Source organism: Nocardioides szechwanensis (assembly GCF_900103935.1).
GTDB classification, from domain to species: domain Bacteria; phylum Actinomycetota; class Actinomycetes; order Propionibacteriales; family Nocardioidaceae; genus Nocardioides; species Nocardioides szechwanensis.
The window spans coordinates 50901-64533 of record NZ_FNIC01000006.1; the positions used below are offsets into that span (position 1 = coordinate 50901).

Sequence of the window (13633 nt, forward strand, 5' to 3'; positions counted from 1 at the left end):
GCGGCGTACCGGCTCTCCGGCTTCTCGGCCCTCGGACACCCTCTCGGGGACGGGGCTACCGTGGACAGCCCCCGCCCAGCTCCTCCAGGAGGCCCGCATGCCCGAGCTGCCCTTCCCCGACGACGTCCGTGCCCTGCTCACCAAGCCCAACCCGGCCGTGGTGGCCACGCTCCGCTCCGACGGCCAGCCGGTCTCGGTCGCCACGTGGTACCTCCTCGAGGACGACGACCGCGTCCTGCTCAACATGGACGTGACCCGGGTCCGCCTCAAGCACCTGCGCCGCGACCCCCGCGTCACGCTGACCGCCCTCGACGAGGCCGAGTGGTACACCCACGTCTCGCTCATCGGTCGCATCGTCGAGATCCGCGACGACGAGGGCCTGGTCGACATCGACCGCCTCAGCACCCACTACGGCGGCGGCCCCTACCCCAAGCGCGACAGCCCCCGCGTCAGCGCCTGGATGCAGGTCGACCGCTGGCACGGCTGGGGTGCTGCGAAGGACTGAGGCGGCGCAGTTTCGCCGGTCAGGCTGGGGCGCATGGGAAACCCGCGCCCTCAACCGTCCAGCCGTACGCCGCCCCGATGCCGGACCGCGGTGTGGATCCGCTCGGCGAGCACGGGCTCCATCTCCGGCAGGTCGCCGACCGGGCACCAGCGCACCTCCGACGACTCGTCGTCCGCGACGTGGGCCGTCCCGGAGACGTAACGGCAGCGGAAGGTGTGGTCGAGGTACTGCGCCCGGTCGCCGTTGACGTGAGTGCGCTCCGAGGTGACGTTGACCCAGACCAGTGCCTCGACCTCGCACGAGACCCCGGTCTCCTCCTCGGTCTCCCGCGCGGCGGCCACTGCAGGATGCTCGCCCGGGTCCACGATGCCGGTGACCGGCGCCCACCGCCCGTTGTCGGAGCGTCGCACCAGCAGTACCTCGTCGCCGCGCAGCACCACCGCGGTCACCCCGGGCAGCCAGAGCAGGTCGTGACCGATGTGCTCACGCAGACGGACCACGAAGTCAGGGATCGGCATACGTCCACGCTACGTCGAGGCGCTGGCCCACCCCCGCGACAGCTCGCCCCACCAGTCACAGCCCACTCAGCACGTGACACGCTGACCCCATGTGGGGGGCGGCGATCGCGGTCGGCGGTGGGCTGATCGTCGTCTGGCTCGCGTCCGTCGCGGCGCTGTACGCCGTGGCGCGACGCCAGGATGACCCGGGCTCACTGCGCGAGGCGCTGCGGCTGCTGCCGGACGTGCTCCGCCTGTTGCGCCGCCTCGCCACCGACCCGAGCCTGCCCCGAGGAGTGCGCTGGCGGATCGGGCTCACGGTCGCCTACCTGGCGATGCCCGTCGACCTGGTGCCGGACTTCCTGCCGGTGGTCGGGTACGCCGACGACGTGCTCGTCGTCGCCCTGGCGCTGCGGTCCGTGGTACGCGCCGCCGGGCCGGAGGCGCTCGAGCGCCACTGGCCGGGCACTCCCGCCGGCCTGGACGCCGCACGCCGCCTCAGCTCCCGCTGAACCGACCTCCGCACCACCGGCGCGGCGCGCAGCACCCTCCTCGGTCAGGACGAAGCGACGTCGATCAGGACCTTGCCGACCAGCCCGGCCTCGACGGCGTCGTGCGCCGCGGCGGTGTCCTCGAGAGCGAAGTGGTGCAGCGGCATCCCGGCGGCCTCCCCCACCCGCAGCGCCCCGGCGGCCACCGCCGCGCTGACGTCCTCGGTCGCGGCCCGCAGGAGGTCGCGGTCCAGCGTGTAGAGCAGCAGGAACTGGTAGCGCAGGTTGCGTGAGAACGTCGGACGGATCTCGATCGGGAACGTCTCACCGCCGTTGTTGGCGTAGATCGAGATCGTTCCGTGGTTGCGCACCACCTCGACGTCGAGGGCGTTGTTCTGGGCCGGCGCCACCTCGACCGCGATGTCCACGCCGTCCGGGGCGATCGCCAGGACCTCCCGCGCGGTGTCGCCGGTGCGGTAGTTGACGACGTGCTGGGCGCCCGCGGCCGTGGCGAGCGCTGCCTTCTCGTCGCTGCTGACCGTCGTGACGACGGTCGCTCCCGACCAGCGCGCCAGCTGGATCGCGGCGTTGCCGACGGCTCCCGCGCCGCCGGCCACGAGCACGACCCGCCCGGCGAGGGTGCCGGGCCCGAGCCGGGTGGGCCCGTCCTGCGCCCCGGTCAGCGCGCGGTGTGCGGTCACGGCAGGTACGCCGAGGCTCGCGCCGAGGTCGAAGTCGGCACCGTCCGGCAGCGGGATCACCTGCTCGGCGGGCTGGACGGTGAGCTCGGCCGCCGTACCTCCGGCCCGGCCGTACTGGGCGAGCACCAGCCACACCCGGTCACCGACGGCCAACCCGCGCACGCCCTCACCAAGCGCGGCGACGATGCCGGCACCGTCCTGGCCCGGCACCACCTCGTCGTAGCCCTGGGACATGCCGGCCCGGAACTTCCAGTCGGTCGGGTTGACGCCCGACCGCACCAGCCGGACCCGCACCTCCCCCGGCCCCGGCTCGGGCGTCGGACGCTCCACCAGGCTCAGGACGGAGGACGGACCGGTCTCGGTGTAGACGACTGCACGCATGTCAGTGCCAAGGCGCCTCGCGCCTCAGATGTTCCTCAGAGCGCCGCCGCCATGCCCGCGCACGCCTCGAGCCACGACATCTTGGTGGCCTCGGAGAGCTGCGCGTAGGGCACGACGGAGCCGGCGACGAGCACCGGGTCGTAGGGCACGCGGAAGACGGCGCGGGTGCGCTGCTCGTAGACCTGGACCAGGTCGTGCGCGAGCTTGCTGTCGACCTGGGCGGACGGGTCGGACAGGACCGTGATCGCCTTGTACTTGAGGTTCTGCATGCCCGCGTCCTGCAACGCGTCCAGCATCCACAGGCCGCTGTAGCCGGTGTCCTCGCGCACGGTGCTCGTGATCACGAGCAGGTCGGCGGCGTCGGCCGCGGCCAGCCAGTTCTCGGCGCGCATGTTGTTGCCGGTGTCGACCAGGATCACCCGGTAGAACCGCTCCAGGAGTCGGTGGACCGCGTTGAAGTCGTCGGCGCGGATGGTGCCGGTGACGTCGGGCCGCTCGTCGGAGGCGAGCACGTCGAAGTGGGCGTCCCCCTGCGAGCGCACGAACGCGCCCAGGTCACCGATCCGCGACTGGTAGACGTCGCTGAACCGCTCGAGGTCCTCGAGCAGCTCACGGGTGGTGTTGCGGTGGGCGCTGCGCGTCCCGCGGATGCCGAGCGTGCCGCGGGTCTCGTTGTTGTCCCACGCGACCACGCCGCCACCGCGGACGGTGCCGAACGTGTAGCCGGCGGCGAGTACGCCGGTCGTCTTGGCCGCGCCGCCCTTGGGGTTGATGAAGGCGATGGTGCGCGGGCCGTCGAAGTCCTTCTGGATAGCCCGGCGGTGGTCCTCGTAGCGCAGCTCGGCGGCGCCCATCTTGGGCTGGATCAGGCCGCCGCTCCACCGGCGGACGCGGCCGCGCCAGCCCCAGCTCGCGGGGCCGTGCTCCTTCTCGTTGTCGCGACGGTCGAGGAAGTCGGTCGCCGTCATGAAGCGGCGTACGTCGGGCTCGCCGTCGGCCGGCGGCTCCTGCGCGGCCGGGGGCGCGGCCGGCACCGGGGTGACCGAGTGCGGCGGGGGCGGCGGGGCCACCGGCGGGGCGGCCGGCGGCGCGGCGGCCGGGTGCGGAGCGAAGGGGGGCGCGGCCGGCGGCGGGGCCTGCGGCGGCGGGGCGGCGGGAGGCGGGCCGACGGGGCGCGCGGCCGCCTGGTAGCCGGGCAGTGGGTCGGACAGGGGGTCGGACAACGGGTCGCCGCCGTAGGCCGCCGGGGCGGGTGGCGCCGGCGGGGCGTAGGCCGCGAGCTCCTCGGGCGTGTAGAGCCGGTCGCTGGTGTCGGAGACGTCGTCGCTCTCGGGGAACGGTGGGTGGTGCGGTGACTGGGTCATGTGACTCCTTCGCTCCGGGACGGGTGGACACGCAGACGCGAGGCCGCGTGGGCCGTCGGGCGAAGTCTGTCCACCTGGGGGCGGATCAAACCCCGCCCCATCCGAGGAGCCGTCAGCTGTCCAGACCGTCGAGCGCCACCTCGATGGCGCGGTGGAAGGTCGGGTAGGCGAAGTGCATGGTGCGGAGCGTGGCCACCGGGACCTGGGCATGCACGGCCGCAGCGAGCAGCCCCAGCACCTCGCCGCCGGAGGGCGCGACCGCGGACGCACCGACCAGCACCATCCGCTCGGCGTCGGCGACCAGCTTGATGATCCCCTCGTTGCCGGCCTGGTGGATCCAACCGCGGCTGGACTCGGGGATCTCCGCGACGCTGGTGATCACCGCCAGTCCGGCCTCGCGGGCCTGGCGCTCCGACATCCCGACCGAGCCGACCTCCGGGTCGGTGAAGGTCACCCGGCTGACCGCGCGGTAGTCCGCCCACGGGCCGTCGGCACCGAGGATGTCGCGGACCGCCACCGCGGCCTGGTACATCGAGATGTGCGTGAACTGCCCCTTGCCCGTGATGTCACCGACCGCCCACAGCCGCTCGCCCGCGCGCAGCCGCTCGTCGGTGTCGATGACCTTGAGGTCGTCGGCCAGACCCACCGTCTCCAGCCCGATACCGCTGAGCTGGGTGCGGCGACCGGCCGCGACCAGCAGCTGGTCGGCGGTCACGACCTCGTCGCCCAGGTCCACGTGGAAGGCGCCGTCGTGGGTGACCCGCTTGATGCTCACGCCCGCCCTGACGTCGACCCCCTCGGCCGTGAGCACGCCGTGGATCACCTCGGCGCTCTCGGGCTCCTCGGGGCCGAGGATCCGGTCGGCGACCTCGAGCAGAGTCACCTTGACCCCGAACCGCGTGAACGCCTGGGTGAGCTCGCACCCGATCGGGCCTCCGCCGATGACGACCAGCGAGGCGGGCAGCTCCGAGACCCGCACCACCTCCCGGTTGGTCCAGTACGGCGTGTCCGCGAGGCCCTCGATCGGCAGCGTGGCGGGCATCGTGCCGGCGTTGAGCACGACGCCACGGCTGGCGACCAGCTCGTGGCGGCTGCCGTCGGTGCCGTCGACGATCACCCGGCCCGGGCCGTCGAGACGGCCCACGCCGCGCAGGATCTCCACGCCGGCCGCGGTCAGGCGCTCGACGTGCGACGAGTCGTCCCAGTGGTTGGTGGCCTGCCGGTCGATGCGCTCCGCGACCAGGCTCCAGTCGGGGCGTACGTCGACCTGGCCGGCGAGCGTCTGCGCGCGACGGGCCTCGGCGAGCGCGTTGGCGGCCCGGATCATGATCTTGGACGGGATGCACCCGTAGAACGGGCACTCGCCCCCGACCAGACCCTTGTCGACCCCGACGACCGTGAGGCCGGCCTCGGCGAGCTTCTGCGCGGCGTACTCGCCGCCTGGTCCCAAACCGATCACGACGACGTCGACGTCCCTGGCACTCATGGGCACCAGCCTCGCACGCGGGTCAACGTCAGCTGGGTGAGTCCTGCTTGGCGCGGGCGAACGCGAACAGGCCGTAGGCGGCGATGCCGACGGCGACCAGGGTGAGCAGTACCGGCCCGAAGGGCTGGTCCAGGATCTTGCGCAGCGCCTGGTCGAGGCCACCGGACTTCTTGGCCTCGTGGGTGGCCGCGGCGTAGACGAACAGGCCGCCGATGACGGCGATCGCGACGCCCTTGGCGGCGTAGCCGGCCTTGCCGAACCACTTGAACGCCGTGCCGGTGCTGCCGGACTGGTCCTTGCCGTCGATCTTCTTCAGGAACCGTTCCGACCAGGCGACGTAGACCAGCCAGCTGCCGTAGCCGATGACCGCCAGGCCCGCGGCGCCCACGAGCGGCTGGCCTCCCGGCCACTCCATGACGGTGGCCGTCATCGAGTCGGAGCTGCTGCCCTTGGAGGAGCCGGCCCCGACCGCGACCTTGACCGCGCTCACGCCGACCGCGACGTAGAGGAGCGCCTTGCCGATGCCGAGCGCGGCCCCCACCGCCCGGTCGGAGTCGTCGTCGCCGCCGTGGCCCAGCAGCGCATCGAGCACCCGCCAGAGCGCGAGCAGGAACATCCCGACGGCCACCGCCCACACCAGGAAGGCGCCCTGGGGCTGCTCCGCGAGCTGCTGGATGGCGCCGGTGCTCGACGCCGAGCCCTCGCGGTCACCGAACGCGAGCTGCAGCGCCAGCCACGCAACCACGAGGTGGACGAGCCCGTAGGCGACCAGTCCGACGCGTCCCGCGGTATCGAGCGCGTCCTGGCCGTCGGTGCCGTTCATGGGGACTCCTGTCAGGCCGGCGTCGGCTTGTGACGCTGGATGTTGCCCAGTACCCCGTTGACGAAGGGAGGCGACTCGTCGGTCGACAGGTCGCGGACCAGCGCCATCGCCTCGGTGACCGCGACGGTGTCCGGGACGTCGTCGGCGTAGAGCATCTCCCACACCCCGAGCCGCAGCACGTTGCGGTCGACGGCGGGCATCCGGTCGAGGGTCCAGCCCTCGGAGTACGACGACAGCAGCTCGTCGATCTCGGCCTGGTGCTCGACCACGCCGCGGACCAGCGTCACGGTGTAGTCGTTGGTCGGCCCCTCACCCTCGGCAATGGCTCGGTCCAGCGCCTCGGTCGCCGGCTCCCCGCGCATCTCGGAGGCATAGAGCACGTCGAGCGCACGCTTGCGGGCCTTGGAGCGAGCACCCATCAGGACTTGACGCGGCCCAGGTAGGACGAGTCGCGCGTGTCGACCTTGACCTTCTCGCCCTGGTTGATGAAGAGCGGGACCTGGATCTCGTGGCCGGTCTCCAGGGTGGCCGGCTTGGTGCGGCCGGTGGCGCTGTCGCCGGCGAGGCCGGGCTCGGTGAACGTGATCACGAGCTCGACCGACGCGGGGAGCTCGACGAAGAGCACGCGGCCCTCGTTGGTGGCCACGATCGCGTCCTGGTTCTCCAGGAGGAAGTTGGCGCCGTCGCCGAGGACCTCCGGCGAGACCTCGGTCTGCTCGTAGGTGCCGGTGTCCATGAAGACGAAGGACGTGCCGTCGTTGTAGAGGTACTGCATCGTGCGGCGGTCGACCGTGGCGGTCTCGACCTTGGTCCCGGCGTTGAACGTCTTGTCGACGTTCTTGCCCGACTCGACGTTGCGGAGCTTGGTCCGCACGAAGGCGGGGCCCTTGCCCGGCTTGACGTGCTGGAAGTCGACGACAGCCCACAGCTGACCGTCGATGTTGAGCACCATGCCGTTCTTGAGGTCGTTGGTCGATGCCATGCGCGCGGGAACCTTGCCTTCACTGGGTGGACCGGGGTCCGGGAACTGGACTGGGTGGCCGACGGGATTGGCTCCCCCGGCAACAGCCGACCAGTCTAGCCCGGACCCCGCCGCTTCTCCTCAGTCGGCGAGCTCCCACACCACCTGGACGTCGACCCCGAGGTCAGCCCGGCCGGCCTGGATCGGCAGCGACGCCATGTCCCTGGCCGCGTACGCCGCCACCTCGCCGTACATCAGGCCCTGCTGGTCGATCGCGCTCTGCGAGGTCTCCTCGACCTCACGCAGCGTCATCACGGCGCCGAGCTCCTGGCCGGTCGCGTCGGCGTACTCCTGTGCCTTGCGGGTGGCCTCCTCCACGGCCTGCGTGCGGGCCTTGGCCAGCGCGGCCTCGGGGTCGCCGATCTTGAGCCTGATGTCGCCGACGCGGACCGCGTTGCCGCCGCTGTTCACGGCCGCGGTGACCGCCTTGCCCGCCGACTTGAGCTCGGTGACCAGCACCGCGGCCCGCTGGGTGACGCGGTAGCCCTTGAGCACCGGCGCCGAGTAGCGCGGGTAGTCGTAGACGGGGTTCATCTCGAGACCCGTCGTCTGGATGTCCTTGCGCGCCACGCCCTGCGCCTCCAGCGCGTCGAGCACCTTCTCCATGGTGCGGTTGGACTCGTCGAGCGCGTCCTCGAGCTCGGGCCGCATCATCCGCACCGAGACGTCGAAGACCACCTGGTCGGGTACGGCCGTCGCCTCGCCCGAGCCGGTCATCGTCACCGTCCGCGCTGCCGCCACTGCGCCTTCCTCCGGTGCCGCTGCCTGCGCCGCGGGCGTGCTGCCGTTGCCTCCCAGCAGGTAGGCGACCGCCAGTGCCAACAGCACCAACCCCGCCACCAGCAGGCCCTTCACGCTGACCGTCACGTTCTTGTCCACAGTTCCTCCGAGTGTCGAGTTGTGTGTACGACGAGGTCGGAGCGTGAGGGGTTCCGGTCTGGTTCAACGTTCAGCCGAGGGCGGCGACCTTGTCCAGGAGGTCGACCAAGGAGAGCAGCCCGATCGTGAGCGCACCCGCGCGCGCGATCCACAGGGCCGCGACGAGTGGCAGAGGGCCCGTCGGAGGGACCGGCCACGACCTGAGGAGCCGACGCTCCACGACCAGGTGCAGCGCCACGGCGTAGAGCGCGGGAATGGTGACGAAGCACGCGGCGGACAGCCAGGCCGGTTGGAGCAGCGTGAAGTCCACGCCGTCCACGTGCACGATCTGGTTGCCGACGGGGACCCCTGCTCCCGCCGCCACACACGTGAGCCGGAACCAGGCAGGGCCGAGGAGCAGCAACCGGACGAGCGCGTAGATGACGCCGCCCATCAAGCCGAGGAATCCGCCGACCAGCAGCAGGTTGAAAGACCCGGACACCGTGAAGCGGCCCATCTCGAAGCCGTCGTCGCTGACGCGCCCGACGGCCTCCGGGCTGATCCGTACCAACACGTACATCACCAGTCGGCCGAGGATCCCGCCGACGAGCGCGCCCAGCACCAGCCCCACGACGGGGACTGCGGCCAGCCGCCACGGCAGCCCAGAGGTCATGGCCGAGTGTGGCACAGCGAGGTCCGGCCCGGCTCTCAGTCGCGCGCGATCCGCTCCAGTGCGAGCCGGTAGCCCTCGATCCCGTGACCGACGACGACCTCCTCGGCGTGCGGGGTGACCACGGAGGTGTGCCGGAAGACCTCGGGACGCTGCCCGGGGTTGGAGATGTGGACCTCGACGAGGGGCGCGGTGAGCTGCGCGCAGGCGTCGTAGACGGCGTACGAGTAGTGGCTCCAGGCGGCGGCGTTGAGCACGACCGGGGTCGCGTCGTCGGCGGCGTCGTTGAGCCAGTCGAGCAGCTCGCCCTCGTGGTTGGTCTGGCGGACCTCCACCTCGAGCCCGAGGTCGCGACCCCAGCCGACACACAGGTCGGCGAGCTCGGCATGGGTGGTGGTGCCATAGATCTCCGGCTCGCGCCGGCCGAGTCGGCCCAGGTTGGGGCCGTTGAGGACCAGTACCTTCATGAGTGTCCTCCCGTGATCACGTCGAAGGCAGCGCGCAGGTCGTCCTCGGACGGGCCCGCGAGCACGGTGGGCCGGGCGAGGTCGTCGAGCACGACGAACCGCAGCTGGGAGCCGCGCGCCTTCTTGTCCACGCGCATGGCGGCGTGGAGCTCGTCGAAGTCGGCGCCGCTGTAGGTGGTCGGCAGGCCGACCCGGGCGAAGACGGTGTGGTGGCGGTCGGCGACCTCCGGCGCGAGCCGCCCGGTGAGCCGCGCGAGCTCGGCGACGAAGACGCAGCCGATGGCCACGGCCTCCCCGTGCCGGATCGCGTAGTCCTCGGCGCGCTCGATGGCGTGGGCCAGGGTGTGCCCGTAGTTGAGCGCCTCGCGTCCCGGGTGGCCGTCGACGCCACCGGTCTCCTTGAGGTCGGCCACCACGACGTCGATCTTGACACCGATGGCGCGCTCGACCAGCTCCCGCAGGACCGGCGACCCCGCGGTCAGGGCGGCCGGGTCGGTCTCCTCGATGAGGCGCAGGATCTCGGGGTCGGCGATGAAGCCGCACTTGACGACCTCCCCGAGCCCCGCGACCAGCTCGTCGCGCGGCAGCGTCTCGAGCAGCGTGAGGTCGCACAGCACCCCGGCGGGCTCGTGGAAGGAGCCGACGAGGTTCTTGCCGGCGGCGGTGTTGATGCCGGTCTTGCCGCCCACCGCCGCGTCGACCATGGCCAGCAGGGTCGTGGGCACGTGCACCACGCGTACGCCGCGCAGCCAGGTCGCCGCGACGAAGCCGCCGAGGTCGGTGGTCGCGCCGCCGCCGAAGGTGACCACGGCGTCGGAGCGGGTGAAGCCGGCCGCGCCGAGCGCCTCCCAGCAGTCGTGGGCGACCGAGGCGGTCTTGGTCTCCTCGCCGTCGGGCAGCCCGAGCGCGAGCACGTCGTAGCGCAGCGTCAGCGCGTCGAAGACCGGCTGCGCGAGCTCGCCGAGCTGGCCAGCGAAGAGGAACGCGACCCGCTCGACCTGCGGCCCGAGGAGCTCGGCCAACCGGTCGGCCAGGCCGTGCCCGACCACGACGTCGTACGGCGACGCGCCGCCGATGTGGAGCACCGTGGCGTCGGGGGCCTCGAGGGCGCTCACGTCAGCGCCTTGCGGATCTCGTCGACGATGTCCTCCGGGGTGCGCTGGTCGGTGTCGACCGTGACGTCCGCGACGGACGCGTAGATCGGCGCGCGCTCGTCGAGCAGCGCCTTGATCCGGGATCGGACGTTGCCGAGCAGCAGGGGGCGGCCGGTGCCGAGACCGACCCGCTTGACCGCCTCGCTGAGGCCCACTCGGAGGAACACCACCCGGTGGTCGGCCAGCAGCGCGCGGGTGTCGGGGTCGAGCACCGCTCCCCCGCCCAACGACAGCACGCCGTCGTGGGTGGCCAGCGCCTCGGCGACCGCTTGCTTCTCCAGCGCCCGGAAGTGCTCCTCGCCGGACTCGACGAAGATGTCGGAGACCTCCCGGCCCGCGAGCCGCTCCACGTCGGCGTCGGTGTCGCGGGCGGTGACCCCGAGGGCCTCGGCGAGCAGCGCACCGACCGTGGACTTGCCGGAGCCCATGGGCCCGACCAGCACAGCCAGTGGGTGGGTCATCGGAACCTCAGGGTGTCCAGGTAGCTCTGGACGTTGCGTCGCGTCTCCTGCACCGAGTCGCCGCCGAACTTCTCCACGACCGCGTCGGCGAGCACCAGCGCGACCATCGCCTCGGCGACGATGCCGGCGGCCGGGACCGCGCAGACGTCGGAGCGCTGGTGGTGGGCGACGGTCTCCTCGCCGGTGCTGACGTCGACGGTGCGCAGCGCCCGCGGCACGGTCGCGATCGGCTTCATCGCCGCCCGCACCCGCAGCACCTCACCGGTGGTCATGCCGCCCTCGGTGCCGCCGGAGCGGTCCGTCGTACGACGGATCCCGGCGTCGGTGGGCACGATCTCGTCGTGTGCGAGCGAGCCGGGGGTGGCCGCGAGGGCGAACCCGTCACCGACCTCGACGCCCTTGATCGCCTGGATGCCCATGAGCGCACCGGCCAGCCGCGAGTCGAGGCGGCGGTCCCAGTGGACGTGCGAACCGAGGCCGGGCGGCAGCCCGTGGACCACGACCTCGACGACGCCGCCGAGCGTGTCGCCGTCCTTGTGGGCCTGGTCGATGGCCGCGACCATCGCCGCGGAGGTCTCGGGGTCGAGGCACCGCACCGGGTCCTCGTCCAGACGCTGTACGTCGTCAGCGGTCGGCCACAGTCCGTCGGGACCGCGCACTCCGCCGAGCTCGATCACGTGGGACACGATCCGGGCGCCGGTGGCCTGCTCGACGAAGTTGCTGGCGACCCGCCCGAGCGCCACGCGCGCCGCGGTCTCGCGGGCGGAGGCGCGCTCGAGGATCGGCCGGGAGTCCTGGAAGTCGTACTTCTGCATGCCGGCGAGGTCGGCGTGGCCGGGCCGGGGCCGGGTGAGCGGGGCGTTGCGGGCCAGCGCCTCGAGCTCCACGGGGTCGACGGGGTCGGCCGACATGACCTTCTCCCACTTGGGCCACTCGGTGTTGCCGACCTGGATGGCGACCGGGCCGCCCTGGGTGAGCCCGTGGCGCACGCCGCCGGTGATCGTGACCTCGTCCTGCTCGAACTTCATCCGGGCGCCGCGGCCGTAGCCGAGGCGCCGCCGGGCCAGGGAGTCGCCGATGTCGTCGGAGGTCACCCGCACATGGGCGGGGAGCCCCTCGAGGATCGCGACCAGGGACGGGCCGTGGGACTCGCCCGCGGTGAGCCAACGCAGCATGGGGTCAGTCTTTCATTGCCCGGGGCCGCGGCGTCGCCGGTCACCCGCCGACGAGACTCCGGAGCACCGGGTCGCCCACCGCGATGCCGACCAGCGCGCCCACCAGCATGAACGGGCCGAACGGGAACGCCCGCCGCTCGACGACGCGCAGCAGCGACAGCAGACCGCCGCCGACGCCGCCCAGGAGGAAGCCGGCGTAGAGACCGACGAGCAGCTCGCCCCAGCCCAGGTAGCCGAGCGCGATGCCCAGCACGCCGGCCAGCCGCACGTCGCCGTAGCCGAGGCCGCGCGGGTGCACGAACCACAGGACGAAGAAGGACCCGCCGCACACCAGCCAGCCCAGGCCGGCCCTGACGAGGTCGTCGGTGTCGCGGGTCGCGGCGAAGCAGACCAGGACCAGCACCACGGTGAGCAGGTAGGTCGGGGCGATCACCTTGGTCGGCAGCAGCCGGGTCCGCCAGTCGACCACGGCCAGGGCCACGCAGATCGGCACCAGCGGCACCAGGAACAGCAGCGGCCAGTCCCAGCCGACCTCGGCTCCCACGAGCGCACCCGCCGCCGCGGAGGCGAGGGACGCCTTCGTCGCCAGCCCGGGGAGCTCGGCGATGGCGGCGTAGCGCTCCTTCGGCGGTTCCTCGGGCGTCTCCTCACCCGGGGCGGGGGCGACCGGGACGGGCTCGGGGATCCGGCGGATCAGCTCCGGAACCAGCAGGCCGAGCGCGCAGCAGACGCCCAGGGACAGGAAGAGCGCGGTCGGGACCTCGGTCACGGCGCCGACCGGCGCTCCGCGAGCGCGGCCTCGCCGGCCTCCCGCATCCGCGCCAGCGGCGCCGGCAGGCCGGTGAAGATCTCGAGCTGGAGCGCCGCCTGGTGCACGAGCAGGTCCAGGCCGCCGACCAGCGTCCGGTCACCGGTGCTGTCGGCCAACGGGGTCGGCCACGGGTCGTAGAGCACCTCGAACACCACCGGCACCCGGCCGCAGCGCGCCACCAGGTCGGGCGTCTGCGCGTCGGCGGGCACAGTCGAGACCAGCACCTCGCCGGTGGGTACGTCGTCCAGTGAGCCGACCTGCACGTCCGGGGCGGAGGGGTGGCGCGCGATCGCCGCCACCGTCTCGCGGGCCCGCTCGGGCGACCGCGCCAGCAGGGTGATGCGGGTCGCGCCCAGGTCGCACAGCGCCAGCCCCGTGGAGGCGGCCGTCGCGCCCGCGCCCAGCACGGTCGCCGACCGCACCGGACCGTCGTACCTCTCCCGGACGGCGGCCACCGCGCCCGGTAGGTCGGTGTTGTCGGCGTGTACGCGCCCGTCGACGAGCACCAGCGTGTTGGCGGCGCCCACCAGCGCCGCGCGCGGCGAGACCTCGTCGGCGAGCGCCATCGCCTCCCGCTTGAGCGGCATCGTCAGCGACAGCCCACGCCAGCCGGCGTCGGTGGTCGCGAGGAACGCCTCGAGCCCGCCGCTAGGCACCCGGACCGCGTCGTAGGTCCAGTCGAGCCCGAGCGCGGCGTAGCCGGCCCGGTGCAGCACCGGGCTGAGCGAGTGGGCGATCGGGTCACCCAGGACGGCACACCGCACGGCG

Annotated in this window: 17 protein-coding genes; 2 read left to right on the plus strand and 15 right to left on the minus strand. The window is 72.7% G+C overall.

Going from position 1 to position 13633, the window contains the following annotated elements; all coding sequences use genetic code 11:
• Positions 1-97 precede the first annotated feature (97 nt).
• Positions 98-505 carry a PPOX class F420-dependent oxidoreductase gene (locus BLR90_RS14445; RefSeq protein WP_091025939.1) on the plus strand — a complete coding sequence of 136 codons (408 nt, stop codon included), beginning with the start codon at positions 98-100 and terminating at the stop codon, positions 503-505.
• A gap of 50 nt (positions 506-555) precedes the next feature.
• Here the strand turns inward: BLR90_RS14445 and BLR90_RS14450 are convergent, their stop codons facing one another.
• On the minus strand, positions 556-1023 hold the full coding sequence (locus tag BLR90_RS14450) for an NUDIX hydrolase (protein WP_091025940.1): 468 nt from the start codon (positions 1021-1023) through the stop codon (positions 556-558).
• An 89-nt stretch (positions 1024-1112) separates the two neighbouring features.
• Between BLR90_RS14450 and BLR90_RS14455 the strand changes: the two genes are divergently transcribed.
• Complete coding sequence (locus BLR90_RS14455; protein ID WP_091025941.1) at positions 1113-1514, plus strand: YkvA family protein; 402 nt, start codon at positions 1113-1115, stop codon at positions 1512-1514.
• 44 nt (positions 1515-1558) lie between these two features.
• Here the strand turns inward: BLR90_RS14455 and BLR90_RS14460 are convergent, their stop codons facing one another.
• From BLR90_RS14460 to BLR90_RS14525, 14 genes are all read right to left on the minus strand, one after another.
• Positions 1559-2575, minus strand: coding sequence for an NADPH:quinone reductase (locus tag BLR90_RS14460; protein WP_091025942.1), 1017 nt, complete (start codon positions 2573-2575; stop codon positions 1559-1561).
• A 35-nt stretch (positions 2576-2610) separates the two neighbouring features.
• Positions 2611-3939 (minus strand): MinD/ParA family ATP-binding protein, encoded by a 1329-nt coding sequence (locus BLR90_RS14465; protein WP_091025943.1) that lies wholly within the window; start codon positions 3937-3939, stop codon positions 2611-2613.
• Between the two features lie 112 nt (positions 3940-4051).
• Positions 4052-5425: a dihydrolipoyl dehydrogenase family protein gene (locus tag BLR90_RS14470; RefSeq protein WP_091025944.1), complete on the minus strand. Its 1374-nt coding sequence runs from the start codon at positions 5423-5425 to the stop codon at positions 4052-4054.
• A gap of 28 nt (positions 5426-5453) precedes the next feature.
• Entirely contained in the window at positions 5454-6248 is a 795-nt protein-coding gene (locus BLR90_RS14475) for a DUF1206 domain-containing protein (protein ID WP_091025945.1), read from the minus strand.
• Positions 6249-6259: 11 nt separating this feature from the next.
• Positions 6260-6667, minus strand: coding sequence for a transcription antitermination factor NusB (gene nusB, locus BLR90_RS14480; protein WP_091025946.1), 408 nt, complete (start codon positions 6665-6667; stop codon positions 6260-6262).
• On the minus strand, positions 6667-7230 hold the full coding sequence (gene efp, locus BLR90_RS14485; RefSeq protein WP_091025947.1) for an elongation factor P: 564 nt from the start codon (positions 7228-7230) through the stop codon (positions 6667-6669). The genes nusB and efp overlap by 1 nt, the downstream gene beginning before the upstream one ends.
• A gap of 120 nt (positions 7231-7350) precedes the next feature.
• The gene (locus tag BLR90_RS14490; protein WP_091025948.1) at positions 7351-8148 is read right to left on the minus strand and encodes an SIMPL domain-containing protein; all 798 of its coding nucleotides are present in this window, start codon (positions 8146-8148) and stop codon (positions 7351-7353) included.
• A 70-nt stretch (positions 8149-8218) separates the two neighbouring features.
• Positions 8219-8800 (minus strand): hypothetical protein, encoded by a 582-nt coding sequence (locus tag BLR90_RS14495; protein ID WP_091025949.1) that lies wholly within the window; start codon positions 8798-8800, stop codon positions 8219-8221.
• 35 nt (positions 8801-8835) lie between these two features.
• Positions 8836-9264, minus strand: coding sequence for a type II 3-dehydroquinate dehydratase (locus tag BLR90_RS14500; RefSeq protein WP_091025950.1), 429 nt, complete (start codon positions 9262-9264; stop codon positions 8836-8838).
• Positions 9261-10379, minus strand: a complete 1119-nt coding sequence (gene aroB / locus BLR90_RS14505) for a 3-dehydroquinate synthase (protein ID WP_091025951.1) — start codon at positions 10377-10379, stop codon at positions 9261-9263. Before aroB ends, BLR90_RS14500 begins: the two co-directional genes overlap by 4 nt.
• Positions 10376-10879 carry a shikimate kinase gene (locus BLR90_RS14510; protein ID WP_218029391.1) on the minus strand — a complete coding sequence of 168 codons (504 nt, stop codon included), beginning with the start codon at positions 10877-10879 and terminating at the stop codon, positions 10376-10378. Before BLR90_RS14510 ends, aroB begins: the two co-directional genes overlap by 4 nt.
• The gene (gene aroC, locus BLR90_RS14515; RefSeq protein ID WP_091025952.1) at positions 10876-12054 is read right to left on the minus strand and encodes a chorismate synthase; all 1179 of its coding nucleotides are present in this window, start codon (positions 12052-12054) and stop codon (positions 10876-10878) included. Before aroC ends, BLR90_RS14510 begins: the two co-directional genes overlap by 4 nt.
• Before the next feature lie 40 nt (positions 12055-12094).
• A complete protein-coding gene (locus BLR90_RS14520; RefSeq protein WP_091025953.1) occupies positions 12095-12823 on the minus strand; it encodes a prepilin peptidase in 729 nt (242 codons plus the stop codon).
• Positions 12820-13629: a shikimate dehydrogenase gene (locus BLR90_RS14525; protein WP_091025954.1), complete on the minus strand. Its 810-nt coding sequence runs from the start codon at positions 13627-13629 to the stop codon at positions 12820-12822. Before BLR90_RS14525 ends, BLR90_RS14520 begins: the two co-directional genes overlap by 4 nt.
• Between the last annotated feature and the right edge of the window lie 4 nt (positions 13630-13633).